At 41.2% G+C, this 26,590-nt stretch carries 17 protein-coding genes and 11 pseudogenes; 16 read left to right on the top strand and 12 right to left on the bottom strand.

The features are described from left to right. On the bottom strand, positions 1–885 hold an 885-nt coding region (locus EA14781_RS07145; RefSeq protein WP_042335478.1), incomplete at its 3' end, for an AAA family ATPase. A gap of 370 nt (positions 886–1,255) precedes the next feature. On the opposite strand from EA14781_RS07145, the gene EA14781_RS25200 reads away from it, so the two are divergent. From EA14781_RS25200 to EA14781_RS22925, 7 genes and pseudogenes are all read left to right on the top strand, one after another. Further along, positions 1,256–1,429, top strand: coding sequence for a hypothetical protein (locus tag EA14781_RS25200; protein ID WP_001435278.1), 174 nt, complete (start codon positions 1,256–1,258; stop codon positions 1,427–1,429). 172 nt (positions 1,430–1,601) lie between these two features. Beyond that, positions 1,602–1,853 (top strand): type II toxin-antitoxin system Phd/YefM family antitoxin, encoded by a 252-nt coding sequence (locus EA14781_RS07135; RefSeq protein WP_001132895.1) that lies wholly within the window; start codon positions 1,602–1,604, stop codon positions 1,851–1,853. After that, a complete protein-coding gene (locus EA14781_RS07130) occupies positions 1,850–2,137 on the top strand; it encodes a type II toxin-antitoxin system RelE family toxin (protein ID WP_001270418.1) in 288 nt (95 codons plus the stop codon). Before EA14781_RS07135 ends, EA14781_RS07130 begins: the two co-directional genes overlap by 4 nt. Before the next feature lie 48 nt (positions 2,138–2,185). Next, positions 2,186–2,395, top strand: a complete 210-nt coding sequence (locus EA14781_RS07125; protein WP_001167899.1) for a hypothetical protein — start codon at positions 2,186–2,188, stop codon at positions 2,393–2,395. Between the two features lie 140 nt (positions 2,396–2,535). Further along, positions 2,536–2,846 (top strand): annotated as a pseudogene (locus EA14781_RS22935) (transposase); the annotation flags it as partial. Beyond that, positions 2,812–2,955 (top strand): hypothetical protein, encoded by a 144-nt coding sequence (locus EA14781_RS25195; protein ID WP_002460875.1) that lies wholly within the window; start codon positions 2,812–2,814, stop codon positions 2,953–2,955. The pseudogene EA14781_RS22935 and the gene EA14781_RS25195, both read left to right, overlap by 35 nt. A 355-nt stretch (positions 2,956–3,310) precedes the next feature. After that, positions 3,311–4,930 (top strand): annotated as a pseudogene (locus EA14781_RS22925) (ISL3 family transposase). Between the two features lie 26 nt (positions 4,931–4,956). Here the strand turns inward: EA14781_RS22925 and EA14781_RS24770 are convergent. After that, positions 4,957–5,597 (bottom strand): annotated as a pseudogene (locus EA14781_RS24770) (IS3 family transposase); the annotation flags it as partial. An 82-nt stretch (positions 5,598–5,679) separates the two neighbouring features. On the opposite strand from EA14781_RS24770, the pseudogene EA14781_RS22920 reads away from it, so the two are divergent. After that, positions 5,680–5,960 (top strand): annotated as a pseudogene (locus EA14781_RS22920) (IS1 family transposase); the annotation flags it as partial. Positions 5,961–6,051: 91 nt separating this feature from the next. After that, positions 6,052–15,558, top strand: a complete 9,507-nt coding sequence (gene toxB / locus EA14781_RS07085; RefSeq protein ID WP_000581684.1) for a toxin B — start codon at positions 6,052–6,054, stop codon at positions 15,556–15,558. Positions 15,559–15,716: 158 nt separating this feature from the next. Here the strand turns inward: toxB and EA14781_RS22915 are convergent. From EA14781_RS22915 to tnpA (EA14781_RS07075), 3 genes and pseudogenes are all read right to left on the bottom strand, one after another. Continuing rightward, positions 15,717–15,899: pseudogene (locus EA14781_RS22915) on the bottom strand (IS4 family transposase); the annotation flags it as partial. 105 nt (positions 15,900–16,004) lie between these two features. After that, positions 16,005–16,301: pseudogene (tnpB, locus tag EA14781_RS07080) on the bottom strand (IS66 family insertion sequence element accessory protein TnpB). Next, entirely contained in the window at positions 16,298–16,972 is a 675-nt protein-coding gene (gene tnpA / locus EA14781_RS07075) for an IS66-like element accessory protein TnpA (protein ID WP_002460877.1), read from the bottom strand. The pseudogene tnpB (EA14781_RS07080) and the gene tnpA (EA14781_RS07075) overlap by 4 nt, the downstream one beginning before the upstream one ends. 82 nt (positions 16,973–17,054) lie before the next feature. Here tnpA (EA14781_RS07075) and EA14781_RS07070 point away from each other — a divergent pair. The 3 genes and pseudogenes from EA14781_RS07070 to EA14781_RS07060 all read left to right on the top strand — a co-directional run. Then, positions 17,055–17,435: pseudogene (locus EA14781_RS07070) on the top strand (transposase); the annotation flags it as partial. Continuing rightward, positions 17,432–17,782, top strand: coding sequence for an IS66 family insertion sequence element accessory protein TnpB (gene tnpB, locus EA14781_RS07065; RefSeq protein WP_000624682.1), 351 nt, complete (start codon positions 17,432–17,434; stop codon positions 17,780–17,782). The pseudogene EA14781_RS07070 and the gene tnpB (EA14781_RS07065), both read left to right, overlap by 4 nt. A gap of 30 nt (positions 17,783–17,812) precedes the next feature. Next, a complete protein-coding gene (locus EA14781_RS07060) occupies positions 17,813–19,426 on the top strand; it encodes an IS66-like element ISEc43 family transposase (RefSeq protein ID WP_002460880.1) in 1,614 nt (537 codons plus the stop codon). A 30-nt stretch (positions 19,427–19,456) separates the two neighbouring features. On the opposite strand, the pseudogene EA14781_RS07055 reads toward EA14781_RS07060, so the two are convergent. From EA14781_RS07055 to tnpA (EA14781_RS07045), 3 genes and pseudogenes are all read right to left on the bottom strand, one after another. Further along, positions 19,457–19,567 (bottom strand): annotated as a pseudogene (locus EA14781_RS07055) (hypothetical protein); the annotation flags it as partial. Between the two features lie 49 nt (positions 19,568–19,616). Then, positions 19,617–19,964: an IS66 family insertion sequence element accessory protein TnpB gene (gene tnpB / locus EA14781_RS07050; RefSeq protein ID WP_000612591.1), complete on the bottom strand. Its 348-nt coding sequence runs from the start codon at positions 19,962–19,964 to the stop codon at positions 19,617–19,619. Then, on the bottom strand, positions 19,961–20,341 hold the full coding sequence (gene tnpA / locus EA14781_RS07045; RefSeq protein ID WP_001171554.1) for an IS66-like element accessory protein TnpA: 381 nt from the start codon (positions 20,339–20,341) through the stop codon (positions 19,961–19,963). The genes tnpB (EA14781_RS07050) and tnpA (EA14781_RS07045) overlap by 4 nt, the downstream gene beginning before the upstream one ends. Positions 20,342–20,642: 301 nt before the next feature. Between tnpA (EA14781_RS07045) and tnpA (EA14781_RS07040) the strand changes: the two are divergent. After that, positions 20,643–21,188 (top strand): annotated as a pseudogene (gene tnpA, locus EA14781_RS07040) (IS66-like element accessory protein TnpA); the annotation flags it as partial. A gap of 184 nt (positions 21,189–21,372) precedes the next feature. Here the strand turns inward: tnpA (EA14781_RS07040) and EA14781_RS22900 are convergent. The 3 genes and pseudogenes from EA14781_RS22900 to ccdA all read right to left on the bottom strand — a co-directional run. Continuing rightward, positions 21,373–21,579: pseudogene (locus tag EA14781_RS22900) on the bottom strand (tyrosine-type recombinase/integrase); the annotation flags it as partial. 73 nt (positions 21,580–21,652) lie between these two features. Further along, positions 21,653–21,958 carry a type II toxin-antitoxin system toxin CcdB gene (gene ccdB, locus EA14781_RS07035; RefSeq protein WP_024164696.1) on the bottom strand — a complete coding sequence of 102 codons (306 nt, stop codon included), beginning with the start codon at positions 21,956–21,958 and terminating at the stop codon, positions 21,653–21,655. A 1-nt stretch (position 21,959) separates the two neighbouring features. Next, entirely contained in the window at positions 21,960–22,178 is a 219-nt protein-coding gene (gene ccdA, locus EA14781_RS07030) for a type II toxin-antitoxin system antitoxin CcdA (protein WP_000813636.1), read from the bottom strand. Between the two features lie 620 nt (positions 22,179–22,798). Here ccdA and EA14781_RS25185 point away from each other — a divergent pair. Both EA14781_RS25185 and EA14781_RS24755 read left to right on the top strand, forming a co-directional pair. Further along, entirely contained in the window at positions 22,799–22,948 is a 150-nt protein-coding gene (locus EA14781_RS25185) for a hypothetical protein (protein WP_002460893.1), read from the top strand. A gap of 59 nt (positions 22,949–23,007) precedes the next feature. Next, positions 23,008–23,385: a hypothetical protein gene (locus EA14781_RS24755; protein ID WP_129560741.1), complete on the top strand. Its 378-nt coding sequence runs from the start codon at positions 23,008–23,010 to the stop codon at positions 23,383–23,385. Positions 23,386–23,988: 603 nt separating this feature from the next. Here EA14781_RS24755 and EA14781_RS07025 read toward each other — a convergent pair. After that, on the bottom strand, positions 23,989–24,852 hold the full coding sequence (locus EA14781_RS07025; protein WP_000606641.1) for a helix-turn-helix domain-containing protein: 864 nt from the start codon (positions 24,850–24,852) through the stop codon (positions 23,989–23,991). A 575-nt stretch (positions 24,853–25,427) separates the two neighbouring features. On the opposite strand from EA14781_RS07025, the pseudogene EA14781_RS24175 reads away from it, so the two are divergent. After that, a pseudogene (locus tag EA14781_RS24175) lies at positions 25,428–26,455 on the top strand (IS3 family transposase); the annotation flags it as partial. Positions 26,456–26,590 lie beyond the last annotated feature (135 nt).

Below are 26,590 nucleotides of genomic sequence, written 5' to 3'. Positions count from 1 at the left end.
CATTTCAGGTAAACGAGTCAAATATTTGAGAGTTGAATGGAAATCAACTTGCGCCGGGGGAGTAGGAGTGAGAAGTAAATCACTCGCAGCCAGGCCATTGAGAAGAAATGGATCAAGATGAGGGCCAGTATCAATAAAGACAAAATCATAATCATCAGCGATACGGTCAATGATGGTTTTCCTGAGTACTTCAGAAGGCTTAAAACCAGGAAGGTGTTCAGCAACCAAAGACTCCCATTGGCTTGCTACGAAGCCGTCATCAATAGAAGCAGGGATGACATCAACGCCAGGAATCATAGTGGGTCGGATAACCGCTTCTTGCAGTGTTTCAGCATCGAGATTATTTAGCATTGCCTGGGCGGCAGTTTCAAGGACAGTACCAATACTATGGGTATGGTCCAAAAACATAGTGCTGGACGCCTGCGGGTCAAGGTCGATCACAAGGATACGAAGGTCATGACGCAGCAAATCCGGATGTACTCGTAGTGCATGCGCCAGCGTTACTGTGCTGACGGTTTTTGAAACCCCACCTTTCAAGTTGACGACAAAAATTACGTAAGGTTCTTTATGAACATCGCGATATTTTGGTATCTGTCGGTGAGCGTAAATATCAATAACGTTCTGAATTGTTAATGCATATTGCTCGACGTTGCCTACCCGCTTTTTATTAAATTCATAGCCACTTTCTTCCATTTCTTTAACGGCCAGTTCTACGATGCGTCGGCTCAGCTTCGGCAATTTTGCGACCGCATTACGAGTATATGTTTGATGATACTCTGTCAGATTGAATTCTTTTCTTTGCTCCTCAATATCCCGACTCATGGCCTGAAGTAGAGCACTTGCTCTGAGCGCTATGGTACCGACACTACCGTAATCTCGTTTCATAGTTTTCCTCTGAGATAGATTCCCTGCCCATATATTGCGTACAAAGTTCAATCACATTGTACACAAACATGAAAGACGTACAATATATTTTGCATCGCCATTAAATTATCGCACGTTGCAAGTCACCATTCACATCAAACCGCATAGTTAGACATTGTCTCTGAGCAGGCGAAGGGTTAGACAAGACCGTTGGGCGCGTCAGAGTGTCATATTAGGATACGGGTGGGTGACGCCCACCTCTGGCACAGAACGGACATCCATTGATGCCATGCCAGAATGGACGTTCAGGTTATTCCGTCCAGTTCTGCTGGCAACGCGAGATCTCCCCTAGTATAGTGATGCCACGGCAAAGCGCTCAAACAGGGATAATATGATGGAAATCAAGGCTCAACAGTTTGTCACATCAACGGGGCGGCAAGTCCTTACTGACAACGGACAACAAGGTATGGGCGGCGTGGCGGAAGCGATTTTTGCGAACTGCGCGGAACTGGATAACGACCAGCTTAACGAGATCATCGAGTGGGTTCGGCTCTATCAGCGCTGAATGCCACTATCAGGCTGCGCAAGCGGCCTTTTTTACGCCCCTTGTTTAATTCCCGCACTACCTGGACGTTCAGGTGATTCTGTCCATCTGTACAAAAAACAACAAAAGACTTGTTAACAGGTCATGTAAGGAGTATCTTTGAGACTGGTTAAATAGTCTTGAAAGGTGGCCTATGCCTAACATTATTCTCAGTGATACAAGCGCCAGTGTCAGCGAGCTGAAGAAAAACCCGATGGCGACAGTCAGCGCCGGTGATGGTTTCCCGGTCGCTATCCTGAACCGTAATCAGCCTGCTTTCTACTGTGTACCCGCAGAGCTGTACGAAAAGATGCTCGATGCCCTGGACGATCAGGAGCTGGTTAAACTGGTAGCCGAACGCAGCAACCAACCGCTGCATGATGTAGACCTGGATAAATACCTATGAGGTATCAGGTAAAATTCAGGGAAGATGCGCTGAAAGAGTGGCAAAAACTGGACAAGGCTATTCAGCAACAGTTTGCGAAAAAGCTAAAAAAGTGTTGTGACAATCCGCATATTCCTTCCGCAAAACTGCGCGGGATAAAGAACTGCTACAAAATAAAATTACGTGCGTCAGGTTTTCGCCTGGTCTATCAGGTGATTGACGAACAATTAATTATCGCTGTTGTAGCAGTGGGTAAACGTGAGCGCAGTGACGTTTATAATCTTGCCAGTGAAAGAATGAGATAATGCTGGTGATAAAATGAATATAAAGCAAAAAAATCAATTACAGAAGATATGCAGAAAGCAATAGATGCCAAAGATCAATGGCAGGCAGAAATGTTTTTCAACTGGGCAGTAGGCCCCCTGAATTTTTGGCGAAGACTGACAAGTTTCATTGTGCGTCAGGAATCAGATTTATCTAAGTGGAACGAGGTAAATAAATTCCGGAATGATGCCTTAGAGAAATTCGAAGAGCTTGTTTCAATGGATCAAGTTCCTTTTTAAAGTGAAGTATTGATGATTACAGTTACGATTAGTGAGACGAACGAGACCGCACGAATATAACGGTGGGTTACCCCCAAACGAATCGGAAAATCGATACTGGAAAAACTCTAACTCGGTGGCCAGTTTTTGTTGACCACTTCAGTTGTGATGAGTTCATGGAAAGGTTCTCGTGGCATGTAGCGGATAAGAGGTTCCAGATGGTGAGGTATTAAGGTTTCCTGAGTCCGGCGAAACAGCGCTTACTGAAAGAGGTGGTGTATGCCATAACGGAGACAGTGGGAAAAACAACAGCGAGGCAAATCACATGGAGAGGGATGTATCAGCAGTTACTGAAGGTTAACCCGCTGAAGTGCATACTGTGCGGAAGTCAGGTGCACTTTACGGGGCTGAAGCGGGGCTACCACAGATACTGATGCATGAACCACTGGCTCGAATGCGGTGGTGCGGCTGAGAGCCGCATCATCGTCCATTTCTGGGACGCAGACTGGATTGTCAGCCACACCACTTTTTTCACCGAGTCATCTGCCGGGAACACTTTATGCCCTGACAAAGGGGGCTAAATCATGAGCGATTCAGATGCCATTTTTGCATATAGAGAATTGACAGCATTCCCATGCTAATTGTTAAGGTTCAAATTGAAGTATATCTATCTGTCATTTTTGCTAATGACATGCGGTAGCATTCGTTCCGGGGTCTCTTATACCGACATATGTGGCGACATTGACCACTCCCAGATACAGCCAGCCTTCATCACGTACGTAAGTACGTGATGTCTCGCGCCCACTTCTGGTTCTGGTCACTGGCGTAAACATCCTGCTCCTGTCACGAACGGTGCAAAAGTGGTTCTTCTGCAACCTGGGAGGAAGAAAATGGATGAAACTTTCTGGTAAATAAGGATCTAAGCTGTTTTAAGTTATGGGCAACGCAATGCAGTCTCTTAAGACACTTCTACAGTTACCTTGCAGATGGCGATGCAGTCGACAAATTATTAGCTCTGACGGTATAACCCTCCATCTCCGCGGAAAACGCAAAACAGCACAATGTCCTGAATGCTTTAAGAGTAGCGACTCTGTTCATAGTTGTCGTCGGCACCGGATACAGCATCTACCCTGCTCAGGGCAGACGCTATGGCTTGTATTTTCCGTCCGCCACTGGTACTGCAGTAACCCGGCTTGTTCACGAAAAATTTTTGCCGAGTCGTGTGTTCCCTTCGGTGGTTCATATCTGCAGTCTTCACAGGCGTTACAAAATTTACAGCGTCAACTGGGATTAATAGCCGGAGGTGAGGCCGGGAAACGGGCAGCAACGGCACTGGGTCTCCGTTGCAGTGCAGATACTCTTCATCGCAGGGTTATCAATACTCCGGAGACGAAACTGTCAGGCCCGCCCCATGTCGGTATTGATGAGTGGGCGTGGCATCGGGGCCACTGTTACGGTACGTTAATCGTCAATCTTGATGCTCACCGTCCCCTCGTCCTGCTTCCCGGCTGCGATCAGCGTACGCTGGAGACCTGGTTCAGAAAATATTCGGAAATACAGGTTGTCTCGCGTGATCGCAGTGGAGTCTGTGCGACAGCAGCACGTGAAGGTGCTCCTCAGGCCTGACAGGTGGCCAATCGATGGCATCTGCTAAAAAATATTGGCGATGCGCCTGAACGAATGATGTACAGACATATGCCTCTGATACGTCTTGTTGCCAGTGAGTTGTCACCAAAGAAATCACCTGAGCCTGAACTGTCTGTACCTGCCACATCGCTCCGTTGTCCGGAACGTCTTAAACAGCAAACCCGCAAAAAACGGCATCAGCGTTGGACAGAGGTTATGACCCTGCATAACAAGGGATGTAGTTTCAGGGAAACATCCCGTATTACAGGCCTGTCGCGTGTGACAGTCAGTCGCTGGGTGCGTTCAGGAACATTCCCTGAAATGTCAACCCGGCCTCCAAAGCGAGGACTTCTGGACCCATGGAGGGAGTGGTTAACAGAGCAACGAGAAAGTGGTAATTATAACGCCAGCCGGATATGGCGGGAAATGGTGGCCCGGGGGGTTACAGGCAGTGAAAACATCGTCAGGGATGCTGTTGCCAAATGGCGTAAAGGTTGGATCCCACCGGTTACTACTGCCGCCAGACTCCCTTCAGTGTCCCGGGTAAGCCGCTGGTTGATGCCCTGAAGAATAATCAGGGGTGAAGAAAATTATGCTTCCCGATTTATTAGTCTGATGTGTGAAAAAGAACCGGAGCTGAAAATAGCACAGCAACTGGTACTCGAGTTCTACCGTATTCTGAAAACCCAAAATAAATCACTGCTAAGCAGTTGGTTCACTCGAGTCCACGAAAGCGGTTCAGCAGAACTTCGGCGCGTGGCGGCGGGGATGGAAGCCGATACTGCGGCTATATGTGAGGCAATCAGCAGTCGCTGGAGTAATGGTGTTGTCGAAGGTCATGTAAATCGCCTGAAGATGCTGAAACGCCAGATGTATGGTCGAGCCGGATTTGAACTACTCAGGCAGAGGGTCATGAGTCCGCTGGCATGAAAATCTCCACTCAGGTTGCGGAAGAACCACTTTTCATCCATCGTTGACAGCTCCAGCAGATTTTCTGACACAGGCAGGCTGTGTGCGGTAACTGACGGGGCTGAACTTCCGGGAAGCTTTTGCCCTCAGTCCGTGACGGCACAGGCTTGCCGTCACGTTTTTTACGTTAAAATGGTAACCCTGAGCACACAGTTCATCCGTCAGGCGTGGTGCAGCGTAGCGCTGTTTTGACCGGATAAAAGCCGCGAGGATAACGCTGTCGCAGTGCTGATGGAACTGCTGACATGTACTTATCCTTGTCCGCCGCTGATACCTCATATACCAGTCGCTGCGGCCCTCCTGGAGCACGTGGCACATTGCCTTGATGTTGAACTCAGCCTGATGTTTTTCAATAAAGACATACTTCATTTCAGGCGCTTCGCGAAGTATATCGCGGCCTTTTGGAGGATGGTCAGCTCTTCATCCCGTTCCGCCAGCTGGCGTTTGAGACATGCAATCTCGGTAGACATCTCCAGCTTACGTTCAGAGGAAGTCTACTAATTTTGTTGTTGACTGTGATTCATACAGGCTGAGTTCACGGGCTGCAGCAGCAACACCTATACGTTCCGCAAACTTCAGGCGAATACTGTTTACGGGGTTTTTTATTGGTTGATACTGTTTTTGCCATGTAAATCACCTCTAACTGAACGTTTACTCATTTATCCGTGTGTCCACTAGTGCTGAGTAAGATTAGTGTTCTGCCATGCATTGGACACCGGACAGATGAAACCTGTTGTGAATTGCTGGCGCTGCTTACCTCTTTTTTCCATTGGTATATGGACCACTGACGAATGGGGGAGTCACATCAGAGATGTTATAGAAGGAGACTTATCTATTTTTATTCAGCATATTGAGCGCATGAGAATATTAATCAAACATCTGGTCCGCAGGGCTATCTGTTTCCCGCACTCTGTAGAATTTCATAAAAATCACCGGTGCTTTATCGGAAAATATATTTTATACTAATTTGACTTATCACCAAACCATATAAAACACATTATATTATATAACAACATCAAAATACATTTGAGTTTGTCATCAATCAGAATTCATTAATTGTTGCATAACTAGAGAGTATACATATGATTCATCCAGGTTCTTTTTTAGATAAAGCAATTAACAATACAAGAGATAAAAATCCTAATACTGATGTTAAACATAGTCAAATTCAAGAGATAAAAAGGAATTTTACCTATAAAAAAAATGATGACATCTCATCCAGATTAAAATTTTACAGCTCGCTCGTAAAGCAGAAAAACTCAACAGAAGATGTTGTTTTGATAGGAAAAATGATTTCAGATGAAGTTAGAAATTACAGCTCCATACATAATGATAGACATATCGTAATTAACTCTGGAAATTGGAAAACATCTTTTTTATGTAATCTTGCCAGATTACTATATAGCATGTTTAATGGTAGTGTCTATTTTCCTTCGCGTGATGATGAAAATAGTTTATCCCCCAGTCCAACGCTACCTACTATACATCAGTCTGAAAGGAAGGAGCTATTACAACCAAAAAGCATCAATCATTTAAAAAAAAGTGATACCATAGACGAATACATTAAAATAAGAAAAACAAGAGGCATTGAAGATCAAACAACAACTACCTCTCAAAGTTGGATAATTAATGAGCTGTTAAATGGAGTTGATAGAAATACCATTCCATTTCAGAAAATAAGTGAACTCAATGACATCATACATTCATATGAAAATATGCAAACTAAAAATAGCCGAAAAGGTATAGAAATATTAGTTAAGCAGGGAGAACTGTTATCATCATTGATAAATGATCATAAAGAAAATAAACAATTATCAGACAATGTATCTAAAATAATAAATTTATTAGGGATAGAGTATCAGTCACATAAAGTAGACATAGAGCCATTTATACATGCAGTATGGGTTGCAGGTGCACCGCCTGAAAATACATCGTCATATATAACAGCTTTTTTAAAGACATATAAAGATTATACTTACTTACTCTGGATTGATCCCAATGCTTTTGGTGCAGCCAAGTTTAGTGGGATTTTAAAAAATATAGCCATGAATTATGCAATTATACGTTTGAGAAAAACCAATCCTCATTTAGCGGAAGAAATGAATGATGTGATATTAAAAATACAAAACATACAAAATGAAACAGTAGATTTTAATGAAACAAGAGAGAGGGTGAAGGAACTTGAAAATAGATACAAATCATTAACGAGAGAAACTAAGGAAAAATTCAATGTTTTTTTTCTTGAGTCAATGATAGGTATGCAAGATAACTATTTTACATATTGTATATCAAACGGAATATCAAATACTGATGATACATCCAGACTTAATTTTTTAACTGCTGTTTTAAAACTTTCACCAGACATTCAAAATGACTTTAAATCTACAGTAGAGAAAAACAAAAAAGATATAGATTTATTAAAAGACATTATATCTCAAAAATTTGGTGATAGATTTCAACTGAAAGATATTAACACATTGGAATCATTTAAAAAACCACAAGATTATTTTTTTTATCAACAAGAGATGCTATTAAGATGGAACTACGCCGCTGCATCAGATCAGATAAGAATGAATATATTGAAAGAGTATGGCGGGATTTATACCGATACTGATATTCTTCCTGCATATTCAGATGAAGTGTCACAGATAATAAATGAAAAAGGTGATGGCAATAGGTTTTTTGAAGATTTAGAACTAAGAAGGATTTTATCAGAAGCTATTCTGTCACTAATAAAAGGGGAAAAGTACTCAATTAAACATGATAGTTTAGATGAAAAAACACGTAATCAGTTAAATACCATATTGAGTGAAATAGAAAAGCTGACTATAAATAATTATTTTAAACCAGTTGAGACAACAGTTGTCAGAGATACGTTTAAAATTTTTAAAAGATATCAAAAATGGACAGAAAACAGCTGGAATATTAGAGGGAATAATAATTTCATGCTAACTCACAAGGGAAGTAAGTGTATTGATTTTATTCAATCAGGACAGAAAAAACAATATTTAGAACTTCAGCGCATCAGAGATAATATAAGTTATAATAATTTCTTTTATACCACAAATGATCTAAAGTCTTTAGATAATGTGGAAGTAGGTGGAATACCTGTAAAAAAATATTTAGAACACGGTTTGTTTTCTGAATATCGACAGGACGGTACAATTCCTTATGTAGTCAGCACTCTAAATATATCTGGCCCAGACATGATTATGCGACAAATGAAAAAATACTATAAATCTCTAGGGCGAATAGGTGAAGTACATATTAAAGATAATAAATTAAGTGATATGAATTTTGTGGGTGTATATGCAAGTTCAGATGAAGAAAATAAAAGTTTTAACTGGCTGAATCCAGTGAGTGTTGGTGTTAATGATATTACACCGGATGATGAAAGCTCATGGGCTGTCAGAAATAATGATATTAATAAAATTCTATTTGAAAAAATAAACTGTCATATACCTGAAAAACTACCTACCTCCCTATACTATGAAATCGACTCGCGAGTTTTTTTTCATGGATGGGATAATAAAAGCATACAATATGTTACTGAGATTAATAAAGACCTCATTAAAGATATAAATTTATTGTTAACATCGTCTAATATTGATGTTAAACTTTTAATAAGGCTAGATCGTGAATTATATGCAATAAGCAGCAAAATAGAGAATCCGTTAGCCTTGCGCTCTATAAGGACTTTACAGCTGCAATTAGCTAATTATGTAACTTCAAACACATTTGAACCTGAAAATACAATTAATTTTATTTATGATTTTTATAGTAAAAAACAAGATGATTTACTTAGCGCAATGAAGTTATTTTCGCGTAATGATGTCGAGACAAAAATCATTGTTTGGTACAATTCAACAATGGAAAAAAATGTATTCCTCCGAGAGGTTATATCATGTGTTCTATGGACTAAAAAAGTAGACTCTTATATAAACGAAAACAAAAAACACTTATCTACGGAAGATGCTGAAGCTTTAAGAGATTATGCAAAATTAAAAATAAAAGAACTATTTTCGATGTTGGATGATGATGGTTATAAAAGAATCATAACTACAAATGCATATATTAAAGAGAGGGATAAACTATCAGGCATTATACACAACATCGAAAATTCTATTATATCAGGTCATGAATCATTTGAGATAATACGAAGCCATCAACATGAGTGGGGAGATTTATCAACGGTAGAGCAATTTAAAAAATTTGAATTTTATGTTAAAAGTGAGTTGTCATTTTCCAAGTCAATTTTTGATGATATAAAAACCAAATATATAACAGATCCCGAAACAAAACGAAACGCACTTTACCATCAATTAGATAGTGATATCAAAGAGCGAATAGCCTTTCTCGATATATCCCACTACGCATATCCAGGTAGTTTATTAGAAAAATTACAGTTAAGTGGCTACGTTTTTTCTGACATCAACATAATTGCAGAATACTTATTGTCTAGTTACGGAATTTCTGGGCATTATTCTCACGGCGTGGTATACCCAGCTCCATCTGATAAGTTATTTGAGTTATTAAGAAGGCATACAAATTCCAATTCTGATTGGATAGAAAAAATAATCCCATATGTTTATGATATCTTATCAGGTAATGTGTCCAGCTTCTTGCACCCTCCCTTATCAGAAGAACAGAAAAAAATATTGAGTGATATAAAATTAGAAATTAGTGAATCTGTATCAGAACAGTATTTCATGAAGTTGACAGAACAAAAATCATCAGTTATTGGCATTAAGTACTCTGTTGATTTTGATAGATACAATGAGAATTTATTTTTGTCTTTACCTATAAATCAAAATTTAACGCTGCCTTTCATGTATCGTTACTTCGAGATGTTATATGACATTCACATTGGAATCTTAGAAAACAAGGCAAATAGAGATTTTATATATGGGAAGTTTTCATCTTTGAATTTGGATTTTTTAATTAATGACGAGAGAGTTTTTAATCTTGAAAGCTTAATGAAAAAATATAAATATTTATCGTTGAGTGAAATACATAAAACTTTAACAAATAGCAATTCATTTGCAGATATTTCTATACCATTATTACAGACTATATGTCCCAGTATAACAACAATAATAAAAAAAACAGAATATCATGGACATCAGTTAACAAATGCTATGACAGTTGCTTCAGTGGTTAAGCCATATGACTTTAGTAATCTTGGTGCCATAAATAGTATAGATAAATCCGTTTCTGATATACCTGCATTGCATACAATTGTTGAACAAGCAAAGTATAATTTACTTTCATGGAATGATTTTTATAACTCTCATGCGTCAATATGGGATACAATAGCAAGGCAGCATAAAAGTACAAATATCGAATTTCACCCACAAAGTCTTCTTTTTGATAGAGATTCGAAAGGAAAGTGCCTTGGTTTGTCTCTCCTGTATCTTGATACAGGAGGTTATGGAAGCAGATATCAAAAACTGAGACACAATATTGAAACTGCCAGCGCATTATATCAAACAAAATATAATGACAATATAAAATTATCTAATCGCGATGATTTCTTTTTAAGAAAAACACAACGTATCATTACAATGTCCAATGAGTTAGGCAACAATAGATTAAAACACTCACAGTTAGAAAGCCTAGAATTGAAGGACCCTGTACTAACTGAAGGAATATTATACCAGCATCGAATATCATCTATTCTAATAACAACAGAATATCACTCACTCGCGTTACAACAAGTATCTTCTTTTTGGAGAGTAACCGATCCTAATTTTGGGCATTGTGACTTCCATTCCTTAGCACAGGCTTTAACGTTTATAAAAAATATAACGAGCAATGGTAAATTTTCATCTTTATATGGAAGTGGTATTGTTAAAATTCACTTTAGTGAGTCTCCTAATAATTGGAAGTATATTAAACTTCCTCTTATCCAGAACGAATCTTTGTCAAGGGATATATATTTGACAACTCCAGAGAAATTATCCGCAACTGGAGATTCATTAAATATTATGGGACATTTAGTGCCTGTCAGTTTTATTTATGACATTGGAGGGGTCATTAATGGCAACAGAATAAGTGAAAGCACAGCCATAAAAAATAAAATCAAAAGTCTGAAAATAAATGGGGATATTTTACAACATTATATAAACACGCATTATTTGTCAGAGGCGCAAACTCAGAAGATAAAAGATATTGTGGATTTTTTAGGCATTCAGGACAACACAAAAAGAGTTAAGATTGAAAGTGATATTAAACATATAAGTGAAGTTCAACAGCCCCTTCATTCTATTATTTCACGGCAGAAAGAACATGTAAAAAACTTACTATCTGGATTACTTAATGAGTTTTCAAATAAGTTAAGACAGCAAGGCCTTTCACTTAAAACAAATGTTCTTTCAGTTAATAACTTCAAAGAATCAAAGATAAATAGTGATACTGTGGAAGTTACAGTAACTGATCTGCAAGGGAGACTTTATAGTGTTGATATAGATACAAGAGTTATTGGCTTAACTTTTAAAGAGGGGATAAATAGTTTATCTGAAGCACTCGAGCACATGAATATAGATGCAATTATGTCTGTTATTGGCTTGGTTCAATATGCACGAATGATAAAAACAAATGACAATATTAGCGCAATAGATCATGCAGGAGCAGTGTCAGATATTAAAAACATTGTAGACAAATTTTTAGGCGGAATTTTAACCTTTACTAATAATCGCGTATATAACCCAGGTGGTATATCTGGTGCCTCGCTTGAAGGATTTATATCTTCTGGTTTAGAAGTGTGCGCGTCAAGAATAGGTGGCACCGCTGGGCGTTATCTTAGCAATGTGGCAAAAGTAATAAAATTACCTTTGCTAGATATAGGCATAAATATTTGGTCATTATATGACTCTTCATTAAATCATGCCAGAGCAACCACACAAATTGAATATATATCAACAGCTATAGATGTATCTTTCTCATCTATAAATACTGCTTTATCAATAGGCGCAATCGCATATCCTCCTTTGGCAATAGCTATAGTTCCGATAACTATTTTTTCTCATGAAGTAAAAAACTATGCTGTTTATGTGAATCAAATTAATGAGCGACATAAGTTATGGCTTGAAGCTGAAAAATATCTGGACAATGGAAGCGCAAAGGTTCTAAGCATTAACAAAGATACAGGTATAATCGATTTATCAAATAATCAGGTGTTAGGTAATATTTATTTAGATATGAGAGAAAATCCTCCGATATTATATGGTGAAAAATCATATAATAGCGGGAAGAATATTGGAAGTCATCCAGATATGACTGACAGAGAAATTATGGAGTCTAGAGCATACAATTTTGCATGTACAAAACTCTCAGATGCAGGTGAACCCGATATTTTCGGTTGGGGAGATAAGGATGTATGTAATTCAATGGAACTGTCTGAATCTCAATTAGCTAATGGGTATTCTAACCGCCAATGGCCTTCACAAAATCCAGTTATTCCAGAAGGGATTTATAATACAGTATATCTTGGGTATGGAGAAACATTACGAGCTAATACAGAAGTTACATTGAGTAGCACTGGTTACTTTTACGAGATTGCAAGGGCATATACTGATGATGAAATATCTGAGCCATTATTAACAGTATGTAACCAACGTAGTAGTGTAATTGGTGGAAAAGAACCATTAACAATAATCATTCCTGCTGTTGAACATGGTATGCTTGGCTCTAATCTACATATGATTGAACGTTTTAAAAACTACAATTTTTCAATATCAGGAGGGACGGGCGGGATAAAATTAATGGTTGGTGGTATTGGTGATTACAACATAGAATGTACCCCCGGTGTTAGAAATATTATTTCTTTTGAACAATTATCACGTGACTTCAATTTGGATTTGGATTTATCAGATGAGAGGAAACAAATTTTTAACTTTCATCATCCCTCTGGTTTTTATTCAGGAAAAGTTATGAGCATAACGCAAAAGGGTATAAATTCGGTTGTTGGTACTAAACTGGGATATGATAAGATTCGTGGTAATAATCTAGATAATACATTTTCCCTTGGAAATGGGGGGGGCGTTATATATTCTGGAGGAGGAAGCAATACATATTTTGTACCTGCTACACTACAGGATAATTTGCATATATATATATCAGAAAAATCAAATGGCAACCATATTATTTTAGGTGAGACGCACTCTCGCTTATCTATTGAATGCCACTTCAGTGATGATAAAAGAGAGTTTATAAAGATGGACTTATATAATGGAGGTGATGTGATTTTAGAAAGTGACACTTTACAAAAAATAAATACATTTTCAAAAAATATAACAATACAGACAGCGGATGGAGTTATGGCAAACTGGGATGATGAACTAAGTACTCTATCTGTTTATTCAATAGATATGATTGCCTGGAAGGATAAAAATAAAACTGAAAAAGAGCCTTTACCACTTGATGTAATTCAGTTAACTAATTGGGGGATACATAATTCATGCTCTTTATTTTATGATAAATATCAAGTTGACATTGAAGCCAATAAATTAACATATACAATTTTATTTCCTGATACGGAGTTACCTGTTCAACTTAATTATGCTAGTGTTATTTATGGTAATCATGGGGCAAAATATACCTTCCTCGACTCAGGAAGTAAAACTATAACCATTCACATTACTGATGAAAGTAGCGATTATGATACTTTTGACTTCCGCAATATTGTTTTTGAACATCACACCAATGACATGTTTATAAGCTTTGATAATCAAGGAGGATTTGTTATATCAATATCAAATAATACTACAAATGAACTGGCAGACATTAATGTGTTCCGAAAAAACATGACTTCTTTTGATAGCTGTCGTTCATTGATATATTTGCCTGGCGGTGATGTTTTCTATATTTCAGATATCTATAAAATGTCCATAGGTAGGAAACCGGTTAAATTAAATGTAGAAAAGAAACCGGACATTAACGATATCATCAATGTAGCTATTTTAGAAACTTCTTATCTGCAAATAAAAAAAATTCCAAATAATGATGATAGCGGTTATGTTTTATGTCTAGACAACCCTAACCTCTCATCTTACATATTACACTTTAATGACTTATCTGGATATATATCAAATATATGGGATAATATTAGAGGCGGCTTTACTCCTTTTCATAATAATACTTTAAATATCGCCCCTAATGAAAAAAAATTTATTTCCCTAATAGAGCCAGATAAGTTGTCATTCAATATTGATGTTTTTAGAGAAGCATTAGAGGTAAAAAATAAAAACAGTTATAAGTTAAGTAAATTTACATGGGAAACGTATGGTGATATCGTAGTATCACCTGAAGATAGAATTTCTCATCTGGAATTAGATGGATTTAATTATTTTTCACAACCCGAGTTAGATGCTACAATATCAGACTCATTTTCATATCTATATGATAATTTTCAGATTGTTGATGGTGATGTTCATATTAAGCTTCTTCATCTCAACAGAGAAACAAAGCAAATAATACCACATCGTATTATCCTTCAAAAATACTTTATAGATTCATTTGCTAAAGCAAGTATTTCTGACAGAGAAAATAATATATATCCTGTTATTTGTGATTCTCCTGATCACTTCACAAATGATATATATAGACATCCATTTAGAATAGTTCTCGGGAATAAAATGTTGTATCCATCAGAAGAACTTGTAAAGTTTATAAGAACCTCAAAGGAATATTTAAGCAATATGGATGTGGTTAATAATGTTATTGTGCCACAAAAAACAATAAAGAAAAACAAATTATCTATCATTAGTTTAAATAGCAACATCAAAAATGATATTGTATTGTCCGGAGTAATGACAGGAACATCAAAGATTTTTCATCTAAATAACTCTGGCGACTTATTGTTAACAACCTCAAAAGCTCATGGGGGCGGGATTATAGTTATTTTTAAAGATTTTATAAATGACTGGTGGAAATATAACCTTACTTTGATAACAGTTCCTCTTGATAACAAACTGGCAGATAATAGAATAAATATAACACCAATGGGGATAAAGATACATGAAATAGTCAATGGGAATGATAAGTTGTTTTTTTATCCTACTTTATTAAAAAATGGAGGTTTTATCTTACATAATCCACTTTACTCTAATTCATTTCCTTCTTCATATTCACATGATTTATTTGGTTTGGTTGAAGCATATAGAAATCCAGTGTATTCGTATTTACAGAATAGTATTATCAATAGATATATATATACTGTTTCTGAGCATAATGGAAAAGACTGTGTAGCTCAGATGTCATTACCTATATATGCATACTCAACATGTCGTTTTTGGACAAAAGAAAGTGTAGCTGTTGGAGATATAATAAATTTATCTAATTATGAAAATATTGAGTTTAGCTTTAATTCTTTTAGTAAAGATGTCTATCGTGAACAAAATAGTGATATATATAAAATATTTTTTAAAATTGCGTCTTTGAATAATTCGGTTGTTGTTAGCGAAAATATTCGCACTCAAAAAAATTTCTTGGAACACAATACATTTTTCAGTATTACCGGTATAGATGAGTCTCTCTATGAAAAGTATATAATCTTTATCACTCTTAAGGCAATTGCCCCCCATAAGTAGCGCTGATTTCCTGTATGCGGAATAAACGCAATTGAAGAACGCGAGGCATAGTCTTAACGAGGCACTGAGGCGTCGCGTTCTTCAGATGGTTCACCCCTTAAGTTAGTGCTTATGAGCGTATCCCCGCCGAAGCGCTGAGGGCTCCCCATAAATCAGCGCTAATAAACCAACACCATATTCTGGTAGGTTTTGGCGAGATGATTAAGAACCGTGCTCAGCACTGTTCGCCCTAAAATTAGCGGGGAGTGTCGTAAGACATTCTCCGCTAATGTCAGATACGAGATTACCCGCCGTGTTTTAATGCTGTTGGCCTGATATCTCAGATGTAATCCTTTGTTTTCAGGTAAGCGGCTCGCCAGAACCGTATTGATATTTACTGAGAGGTCAGATCAACTTTCCAGGGCAACAGATCGTGTACCCGGTTTGCCGGCCAGTCCTGGATATGCTCAATAACGTAACATGGATAACTGAGCTGGCGTCAGGTGCACTTTCCCTTCCCGGGTCACCGGCCAGACGAAGCGGCCCCGTTCCAGGCGTTTGGCGAACAGGCATAACCCGTCACGATCGGCTCACAGTATTTTCACCATTTTGCCACTGCGGCCCCGGAAGACGAAGATATGCCCGGAGAACGGGTCATCTTTCAGCGTGTTCTGCACCTTCGAAGCCAGGCCATTGAAGCCACAACGCATATCTGTGATGCCAGCGATGATCCAGATTTTGGTACCGGTCGGCAGCGTTATCATCGGATACCCCCTTTCATTTCGCGGATTAGCGCCCGTAACAGTTCCGGAGTGAGAGGGTCAAACAGTTTTACCACACCTGATTTAAGATGCAGCTCGCACCGTGGGACGTTTCCGGGAGCCCCCTCAGGGCGCTCATCAGGCTTGTTACGCCAGAAGGGATTTGTAACTGGTCTGGTCGGCTCCGGCGTATCAGTCAGTGCCACCGGGACAGGCATGCATTCCTGTATGTCATCATCGCTCAGTAAGCCGTCCTCGTACTGGCTTTTCCATTTAAACAGCAGGTTATCATTGATATCGTGTTCTCTGGTGATCCGGGCAACAACAGCACCAGGCTGTAATGCCTGCTTAGCCAGACGGACCTTAAATTCACGGCTATAGCTGGTTCGCCGTTCTTTTCGCCATGAGCCTTCTCTGATTTGAGGCTCTGTTAATTCATTCTTTCTGTTGGCATAAAGGATGGCGTCAAGTTGAGCGAATGAAACTGAATCGGGCAATGGCCATGCGATACCGGATGCAAGAAATCGCTGAAAAAGCGTATGTATTGTGGAATGACTGAGACCTAGACGCTGAGCGATGGCCCGGATGGTCAGTTTATCTTCAAATCTTAAACGCAGGGCATCAGGCAAATAAGAACGGAAGCAGGGAATATCTTTTGTTGTCTGGGAATTCATCGTTCGTGTCCATCAATATAGATGGGCGCGATTGTTGCCAGACAGGACAATTTTCACAAGACGTCGCTGATGGGGCGCTTACAATGAATTCAAACTTCGTATGGTGGAACTGGCATCACAACCTGGAGCTTGTGTTGCACAGATTGCACGTGAAAATGGCGTAAATGATAATGTTATTTTCAAATGGCTCAGGCTCTGGCAGAACGAAGGGCGTGTTTCGCGGCGTCTTCCGGTAACGACCTCTTCTGACACTGGCGTTGAATTATTACCTGTAGAAATAACGCCGGATGAGCAGAAAGAACCTGTGGCGGCCATTGCGCCGTCTTTATCCACTTCCACTCAGACCAGAGTCAGTGCCAGTTCCTGCAAGGTGGAGTTCCATCACGGTAACATGACGCTGGAAAATCCATCGCCAGAGCTGCTCACGGTGTTGATCCGCGAACTGAGCGGGAGGGGAAGATGATTTCACTCCCATCAGGTACCCGTATCTGGCTCGTTGCCGGCGTTACCGATATGCGTAAATTCTTCAACGGACTGGGAGAACAGGTACAACATGTGCTGAATGATAATCCCTTCTCCGGCCACCTGTTTATCTTCCGTGGCCGACGGGGTGACACCGTTAAAATTCTTTGGGCTGATGCTGATGGTCTGTGCCTGTTCACCAAACGCCTGGAGGAAGGCCAGTTTATCTGGCCTGCGGTACGTGACGGCAAGGTATCCATTACCCGTTCGCAACTGGTAATGCTCCTCGATAAGCAGGACTGGCGTCAGCCAAAAACATCCCGCCTTAACTCACTGACAATGTTGTAAAAAACTCCTGACCGCATTATAAAAACGGTCATGAGTCAGAAATACCTCATTCGCATCGCAGAGCTGGAAAGGTTGCTCTCTGAGCAGGCTGAAGCCCTCCGTCAGAAAGACCAACAACTGAGTCTGGTTGAAGAGACGAAGGCCTTCCTGCGTTCTGCGCTGGCACGTGCCGAAGAAAAGATCGAAGAAGATGAACGGGAAATAGAACATCTGCGGGCTCAGATAGAAAAACTGCGCCGGATGCTGTTCGGTACCCGTTCTGAAAAACTGCGTCGTGAAGTTGAACTGGCTGAGGCCCTGCTGAAGCAACGCGAACAGGACAGCGATCGTTACAGTGGGCGAGAGGATGACCCGCAGGTTCCCCGCCAGTTGCGACAGTCACGCCATCGTCGTCCGTTACCGGAGCATCTGCCCCGCGAAATAAACCGCCTGGAGCCTGAAGAAAGCTGTTGCCCGGAGTGTGGCGGTGAGCTGGATTATCTGGGGGAAGTCAGTGCAGAACAACTGGAACTGGTGAGCAGCGCCCTAAAAGTGATCCGCACAGAACGGGTAAAAAAAGCCTGTACAAAATGTGACTGCATCGTTGAAGCACCGGCACCATCCCGTCCGATAGAGCGTGGTATCGCGGGCCCGGAGTTACTTGCCCGCGTGTTAACGGGAAAATACTGCGAACATCTGCCACTGTATCGTCAGAGTGAAATCTTTGCCCGCCAGGGTGTCGAACTGAGCCGTGCCTTACTCTCCAACTGGGTTGATGCGTGCTGCCAGTTAATGACTCCGCTGAATGATGCCCTGTACAGTTATGTGATGAACACCCGCAAGGTTCACACTGATGACACACCAGTAAAAGTACTGGCACCGGGCAGGAAGAAGGCGAAAACAGGATATATCTGGACGTATGTCCGGGATGACCGAAATGCCGGTTCGCCAGAACCTCCGGCGGTCTGGTTCGCCTACTCACCGGACCATCAGGGTAAACATCCGGAGCAACACCTTCGTCCCTTCCGGGGTATCCTGCAGGCAGATGCGTTCGCAGGTTACGATCGGCTGTTCAGTGCCGAACGTGAAGGCGGCGCGTTGACGGAAGCAGGATGCTGGGCTCATGCACGGCGCAAAATCCACGATGTATATATCAGTACCAAAAGCGCGACGGCGGAAGAAGCACTGAAACTAATCGGTGAACTGTACGCCATTGAGCACGAAATACGCGGGTTGCCGGTGTCTGAACGCCTGGCGGTCAGGCAAATGCAGAGTAAACCGCTACTGACTTCCCTGTATAAGCTGATGCAGGAGAAAGAACACACGTTATCGAAAAAATGCCGTCTGAGAGATGCGTTCCGGTATATCAGGAAGCACTGGGTTGCGTTGTGCAACTTCTGTGATGACGGTCTGGCGGAGGCGGACAATAACACAGCGGAAAGAGCGCTTCGTGCAGTCTGTCTCGGAAAGAAAAATTACGTGTTCTTCGGTAGCGATCACGGCGGCGAGCGTGGTGCACTGCTGTACGGGCTGATCGGCACCTGCCGTCTGAACAGTATCGATCCGGAAGCGTATCTGCGCCATATTCTGAGCGTACTGCCGGAATGGCCTTCCAACCGAGTTGGCGAACTCCTGCCATGGAACGTAGTACTCACCAATAAATAAGCGTCAATACGGTGCTCCGTTGACGCTTACTATTTCGCGCTCACGGTTGCTCAGCTTTTCCTGCAGGGCGTGGATCAGCGCTTCCTGTTCGGCCAGGCGCTGTTTCAGCAGGAAGATGTCGTCAGAAGAGATGTCGTTCATAAGCCCGTATTTTACCGGGCTTATTCTGTGACAACCAGGATAAAGAGATTTACAGCATGGTCAGGGAGGTCAGCAGCCGCTTAGGCTGTCGCCAGTCGATACCTTCCAGCAGCATCGCCAGCTGCGCCTGTGTAAGGAATACTTTGCCATCACGGGCTGACGGCCAGGCGAAGCGCCCACGCTCCAGCCGTTTGGTCAGGAGGCACAGTCCGTCACCGGTGGACCACAGCAGTTTAACCTGACTGCCGCTGCGGCCCCGGAAAATGAAAACATGGCCGGACATGGGATCGTCTTTCAGCGCCGTCTGTACTTTCGCAGCCAGGCCGTTGAAGCCATTTCTCATATCGGTGATACCGGCAACCAGCCAAATTTTGGTCCCGGAAGGTAACGGGATCATCGCTTCAGTTCCTGTATCAGCAGAGTCAGGAGCTTTTCGCTGACATTGCCATTGAAGCGGAGCGTCCCGTGCCGGAACGTTACCTCACAGCTGATACTGAGGGTTTCCGGATCCTCTGCGAGCGATTCTGGCTGTTCGGCAGCTGCATCGAGAGTCACAGGAAGTAGCTGGGGGCTCTCTGAAGAAGGTAATAGCAGCTTTCCCTCGCGCCATTGTTGTCGCCATTTGAACAACAGATTGGCGTTAATGCCATTTTCAAGAGCAAGTTTTGAGATGGATATCCCGGGTTCACAGGAGGCAGCAACGAGCTGCTGTTTAAATTCGGGAGGATAATTAGGGCAGCCTTTTCGCCTGCCGGGAGTCACATTTTTCTGCATATCTGACACTTTGGTTCCCACTACTTATTTGGTGGACACCACTTTGTCTAATTCGTCAGATTCTGACCAGACGGTTCAGGCTGTACGCTTACTACCGTACATCCTTGCTACAGATTTCAGACTCAGCTCTCCCTCCAGGTACTTTTCTGATACTACCTTTTTAAACTCCAATGAAAACTTTCCCATGCATCCTCAGTTTTTGGTCTGGTGTCTAACCGTTGGGGCGCACTTCAATATAGATGGGCGCGATTGTTGCCAGACAGGACAATTTTCACAAGACGTCGCTGATGGGGCGCTTACATTGATCCTGCGTGTGCTACAACTGAGATTTGACGAGTCACTGTCGTACCCGCGCATTTCTGCGCAGACCGGTATCAGCAAAACCGCCATTTTTTCTCTGGTGAGGCGATTTCACCAGGTATTCACTGACTGGCCTCTTTCCGGGGAATATTCCTGCGTGCAACTGGCCCGGGCTCTGTTCCCGGGGCGATACCCTTCAGTCCCGACAGTAACTCAGACTGTGAAAACAGAGAAAAACCGCCGGAACCGATTTTCACTGGAGTTTAAATGGAGACTTGTTCAGCAAACTCTTTTACCCGGTGCCTGTGTCGCACAAATAGCTCGTGAGAACGGAATCAACGATAACCTGCTCTTTAACTGGCGACATCTCTGGCGTAACAGCGGCCTGCAGCCGACCGGCGAACATGAAACATCGCTACTTCCCGTGACGTTAACTCCGGAGCCGAATAATAAAATCCCGGCATCAGTGCAGATACCTGAACAGATAAATACACCGCCCGACAGTCTGGTAAGCGGAATATATAAGTACTGTTCCCTGGTGCTTCCTCGCTCACTCGGGGCTTCGCCCTGTCGCTCGGCTGCGGCGAGCACTGCTGGCTCGATCATATCCGTAACCAAAAGTACGCCGCACTGGGTAAAATGCGGCATATCCAGACATTTCACTAAGCAATTTGAATTCAGCAGACCTCATCGGCGAGCTGGACGTTCGCCAGCATCATTCTCCTAATTACTTAAATATTCCCTTTCAGCATGGCTACCGCATCCACTTCAGGCATCGCAAACTGCACCCGGTGCCGTGCAGCCACATCCAGTGCAAACACCTTCGTGTAGACCTCCGTTGAGCTGATGGACTTATGCCCCATCAGGCTCTGCAGGACCTTCAGCGGTATACCGGCATACAGCATGTGCATCGCATAGGAATGGCGGAACGTATGTGGTTGCAGGCTGTCCGGCAGAATACACTGCCGGTACCATGGCTGCAGACTGGCTGTGTATAACGGAGCCTGACATTTATATTCCCCAGAACATCAGGTTAATGGCGTTTTTGATGTCATTTTCGCGGTGGCTGAGATCGGCCACTTCTTCCCCGATAACGGAGACCGGCACACTGGCCATATCGGTGGTCATCATGCGACAGCTTTCATCCCTGACATGCACCACCGGGTAAAGCTCACGGGAGACTTTGTCTGACAGCAGGCGGGCGCTGGCCAGGGGGATCACCATCCGTCGCCCGGGCGTGTCAATAATGTCACTCTGGACATCCACAAACAGACGATAACGGCTCTCTCTTTTATAGGTGTAAACCTTAAACTGTATTTCACCAGTCCCTGTTCTCATCGGCAAAAGAGCCGTTCATTTCAATAAACCGGGCGACCTCAGCCATCCCTTCCCGATTTTCTGCTTTCCAGCGTTCAGCACGCAGACGACGGGCTTCATTCTGCATGGTGGTGCTTACCAGACCGGAGATATTGACATCATATGCCTTGAGCAACTGATAGCTGTCACTGTCGACGGTGACTGTAATGCGCTGCTTCATAATGCACCTCATCTTACATGCTCCCTGTACACAATTAAGTATACACCAGTATTACGCTATAGCATGTCTCCGGCAACGGAATATTGTTATCAGACTATTATTAACACTCACATCAATAACCAACATAAAAAGTGATCATGGCAATAATAGCCGGAAATGTAGTAACCATGCTAAATTACAGGATGACTGTTTTTCCATGATCCGATTTTTATCGTATTCAGGATTTTCTGGAAATGAATCACGATCAGTGAATAAGCGAAGCGATCTTTTCTGTCGCTGATGACTGGCTCGGGAATACGGGAAGAAACACAACATACAGTGTCACGTCAGCAGAGCTGGATGCCACATCATGTGAAAGCGGGCCGACGGGCGGCAGCGAAGGATCCGCGGATCCGGAACTAACAGTAACGGAACCTGCATTTTCATCAAGGGTAAGGTATTTAACCTGCCATGGAGAGGTCAGGTTAAGAATGTGGGCATAGAGAGATTTCTCATCCATTTTCTTATTAGAGAACAACAATGGCTCTGGTAGATATATTATTAGTTCTCATCCTGTTTTTTAATTGTGATTTATTTAATAGAGTATATATCATTAACCATAATATGCGCAGGGGATGTATATGGTTAATAAAAGTAAAAGACAATATGATGAGAAAGGAACAAGTTTAATTGAATCTGCGATAGTATTAGCGCTTTCTGTTGCTTCTGTATCCGGTGTGTTATATTATTACAATAATATGCAGGGGAACAGAAAGTTTGAAGAGGGTTAAAACAAATACAGATAATTTCTGCGGCAATAAATAAATTATATTTAAATGGTTCAACACAAATGAATAATTTGAATAATGTTGTTGAGGCTATTTTCGTTGTCCCTGGTGTATCGATAGTTCAACCAGACTCGACAAAATATTTTTCTACATCATCAGTAATTTACACAGAGTTTTGGTGGTCAGAAGGAACTAATAAATATGTTCTTGAAACTCAAATGCAAAGTTTGTCATCATGTATTGCATGTACATCATTAAATCTGGTGTCCATAATGGCAGAAAGGACAAGTGTCACTGTTGTTGGTAATAATATAACATCCGGTTCCAGCAGTTCTTCTTACTATTTATCTCCGGCAGAAATATCATCTTTGTATGAACAAGTCAGTAAACGAATGGGGGCTGGAACGCCTACTAAAGTAAGATATGTATTACAATGTTAAAATAAATATTGTAAGTCTGTGACTGATGTCAAGAAAACTCAGGCTTCTTCAAATCATCGGGTAAAAAACTGTAACTCAAAACGCTTGATGGTTATTCAGAACTGAGGCATTATTTATTAGTAAATATTATTTTATGTTGACAATGCAAAGTAAACATCAGATGGCAATCGCTAAGAAATAATGTAACCAGAGATGAACAGAAGGCAATTTCATTTATCGTTTGTGATTTTTTCTGTCTGTTTTTTGGATAGCAGTAAATAAAAGGCGTAGTTTTTCGTGCTGTTTTAAACGTATTTGATTCATTTGTTCAGCAGAACCAGAGAAATCGATTTTGTATGGTAAACGCCTCCTTTATTGAATGATTGAGACAGTGTTTCTGTAAGAGATAAAAGATAGTTCAATACATAAAAAATGCTCAGAAAAATGCCTTGCTTCCATACAACTGCGATAGTAGTTTTATTTTTCCTGAGTGAGTTGAGAAATATGGTATTTTATTACTATTACATGAGGACCCGAAGCACCAATTGCTATAACCTCGAATCTGCTTGCATCATAAGTTTATAACATTAAAAAAGCCTATTTAAAATAGGTGCTCATATGCTTTTACGGAAAATGCAATTCTTTTGTTTTGGGTATATAGTTAATGCCACTTTTCTCTACGGGTAAGAAATATTCAAAGTTTTTGCATCCATCAATTCCTGTCGATATTATTTCCAGGTCAAGGGAGTTTTTCTTTTGTAACCCATAGTAAGGTAATATGTTCATATAGATATTATTGATATAAGTGGCATACTCATCTATCTCTCCTTTATATGTAAAGCGCGCATAAATACCTTCATCTATTGATGTTTCAGTATTTGAAGATTCCTTTTTTGTCCATATTATAGAATTTATGGTAAATTCATTTTTGGCTTCTTTACCTTGTATTATGTTATTTGATATAAATAAAGAAGATAAGCTGTGGGGAAGTAAGGTCTTAACAATATCCCATTTTTTATTTGAACTGGAACCCGTATATGGTATTTTCTCTTTATACTTTATCAATGAGCCAAAGAAACTCTTTTTTTGCAAGAAACATAACTCAGGAATAGGAAATGATGTTTTTATATTCCTGCAACCAGTTTGATATTTAAACATCCACAGTTTATTTTTTCTATACTGGAAAGGAGTATAGCCTGAGTTTTTTTTAAACTCTCTGGAAAATGTTTGTTGGGAGTCATAGCAAAGTTTGTCAGATATTACTGATACTGGAAGGCTTGTTAAGCGTAAGTAAGTCGCTGCCCGTGTTATTCTTCGTCTCTGGATATATTTACCAACAGGCAGTCCAATCATCTTTTTAAAAAGTAGTTGTAAATATCTCCTGCTGTATCCGGAATACTGCACAAGAGCATCTATATTAATTGAGGTGATTTCAATATTTTCTTCAATATATGATAATATAGAAGTTATTGTCATTTCATTTATCATACCCCTTCCTTAACTTCATCTGAAGATTTGTAATAGTTTTAATGATTTCATCAATAATGCCTTAATTTAGCTAAATGTGCAATCATTATTATGAGTGCACATTTAGCTAACATATGCTCTCCCATTTCTTTAGAATACCTCTCGCTTTAGTATTACTGTGCATATGTATTCATGATTTCACTATTATATTGATGCTGAAATCTATGTCTTTTATGCGAATTTAACCAAGACGGCTCAAACTGGATTGTTTTTTTTGAATGCAAACAAGCATAGTTATTCAAAAAACATAAAAATGTGATTGGTGATTTTATCTGTGTTGTTAATGTATATAGTGTTTTCTTTGCATCAAGTTAACAGTCTGTAAAAAATTAATATGTAAACACAACAGGCTTTTGGATGTAAAGAGAACATGCCCAGGCATCATTATTTTTACATGGATTGTTTACTTTGAAAAAAGTATAAGAAAGAATATTAAATATGCAATTGAGCTGGCCCCCTGAATCTCCAGACAACCAATATCACTTATTTAAGTGATAGTCTTAATACTAGTTTTTAGACTAGTCATTGGAGAGCAGATGATTGATGTCTTAGGACCGGAGAAACGCAGACGGCGTACTACACAGGAAAAGATCGCTATTGTTCAGCAGAGTTTTGAGCCGGGAATGACGGTCTCCCTTGTAGCCCGGCAACACGGTGTGGCAGCCAGCCAGCTATTTCTCTGGCGCAAGCAATACCAGGAGGGAAGTCTTACTGCTGTGGCCGCAGGAGAACAGGTCGTTCCTGCCTCTGAACTTGCTGCTGCCGTGCGCAGTTGCACGTCATTCTCAGACGAACCGATGACTGGAAAGATGGTCGCCGCAGTCGTCACTCAGATGATATGGATGCACTTCTCCGTATACACCATGTTATCGGATAGCTGCCCACGTCTGGTTATCGTCGGGTATGGGCTCTGCTTCGCAGACAGGCCGAACTTGATGGTATGCCTGCGATCAATGCCAAACGTGTTTAGCGGATCATGCGCCAGAATGCGCTGTTGCTTGAGCGAAAAACCGCTGTACCGCCATCGAAGCGGGCACATACTGGCAAAGTGGCCGTGAAAGAAAGCAATCAACAATGGTGCTCTGACGGGTTCGAGTTCCGCTGTGATAACGGAGAAAAACTGCGAGTCACGTTCGCGCTGGACTGCTGTGACCGTGAGGCACTGTACTGGGCGGTCACTACGGGCGGCTTCGACAGTGAAACAGTACAGGACGTCATGCTGGGAGCGGTTGAACGCCGCTTCGGCAACGAGCTTCCGGCGTCTCCAGTAGAGTGGCTGACGGATAATGGTTCATGCTACCGGGCTAATGAAACACGGCAGTTTGCCCGGATGTTGGGGCTTGAACCGAAGAACACGGCGGTGCGGAGTCCGGAGAGTAACGGCATAGCAGAGAGCTTCGTGAAAACGATAAAGCGTGACTACATCAGTGTCATGCCCAAACCAGACGGGTTAACGGCAGCAAAGAACCTTGCAGAGGCGTTCGAGCATTATAACGAATGGCATCCGCATAGTGCACTGGGTTATCGCTCGCCACGGGAATATCTACGGCAGCAGGCCAGTAATGGGTTAAGTGATAACCGAAGCCTTGAAATATTGGAGCAAGTCAAAGCATTGACTGCCCCCAGAAGTCAACTCTTTTACAACAATTCCTTCCGTAAGAAAGTTATATCCCTACTATACTGTAATTGTGTATAGTTT

It is taken from the genome of Escherichia albertii NBRC 107761 = DSM 17582, assembly GCF_000759775.1.
Lineage (GTDB): Bacteria > Pseudomonadota > Gammaproteobacteria > Enterobacterales > Enterobacteriaceae > Escherichia > Escherichia albertii.
The sequence above is the reverse complement of the archived record's forward strand: the minus strand, read 5'-3'. Positions and strand labels throughout refer to the sequence as shown.

Excerpts from the sequence above, each read along its gene's own strand:
- tnpB (WP_000612591.1), bottom strand. The coding sequence starts at position 19,964 with ATGATCCCGTTACCTTCCGGGACCAAAATTTGGCTGGTTGCCGGTATC.
- EA14781_RS25195 (WP_002460875.1), top strand. The coding sequence starts at position 2,812 with ATGAACCACTGGCTCGAATGCGGTGGTGCGGCTGAGAGCCGCATCATC.
- EA14781_RS07130 (WP_001270418.1), top strand. The coding sequence starts at position 1,850 with ATGAGGTATCAGGTAAAATTCAGGGAAGATGCGCTGAAAGAGTGGCAA.
- EA14781_RS07025 (WP_000606641.1), bottom strand. The coding sequence starts at position 24,852 with ATGATAAATGAAATGACAATAACTTCTATATTATCATATATTGAAGAA.
- EA14781_RS25200 (WP_001435278.1), top strand. The coding sequence starts at position 1,256 with ATGATGGAAATCAAGGCTCAACAGTTTGTCACATCAACGGGGCGGCAA.
- ccdA (WP_000813636.1), bottom strand. The coding sequence starts at position 22,178 with ATGAAGCAGCGCATTACAGTCACCGTCGACAGTGACAGCTATCAGTTG.
- EA14781_RS24755 (WP_129560741.1), top strand. The coding sequence starts at position 23,008 with ATGAATAATTTGAATAATGTTGTTGAGGCTATTTTCGTTGTCCCTGGT.
- EA14781_RS25185 (WP_002460893.1), top strand. The coding sequence starts at position 22,799 with ATGGTTAATAAAAGTAAAAGACAATATGATGAGAAAGGAACAAGTTTA.
- toxB (WP_000581684.1), top strand. The coding sequence starts at position 6,052 with ATGATTCATCCAGGTTCTTTTTTAGATAAAGCAATTAACAATACAAGA.
- EA14781_RS07135 (WP_001132895.1), top strand. The coding sequence starts at position 1,602 with ATGCCTAACATTATTCTCAGTGATACAAGCGCCAGTGTCAGCGAGCTG.
- tnpB (WP_000624682.1), top strand. The coding sequence starts at position 17,432 with ATGATTTCACTCCCATCAGGTACCCGTATCTGGCTCGTTGCCGGCGTT.
- tnpA (WP_002460877.1), bottom strand. The coding sequence starts at position 16,972 with ATGAATTCCCAGACAACAAAAGATATTCCCTGCTTCCGTTCTTATTTG.
- EA14781_RS07060 (WP_002460880.1), top strand. The coding sequence starts at position 17,813 with ATGAGTCAGAAATACCTCATTCGCATCGCAGAGCTGGAAAGGTTGCTC.
- tnpA (WP_001171554.1), bottom strand. The coding sequence starts at position 20,341 with ATGCAGAAAAATGTGACTCCCGGCAGGCGAAAAGGCTGCCCTAATTAT.
- EA14781_RS07125 (WP_001167899.1), top strand. The coding sequence starts at position 2,186 with ATGCAGAAAGCAATAGATGCCAAAGATCAATGGCAGGCAGAAATGTTT.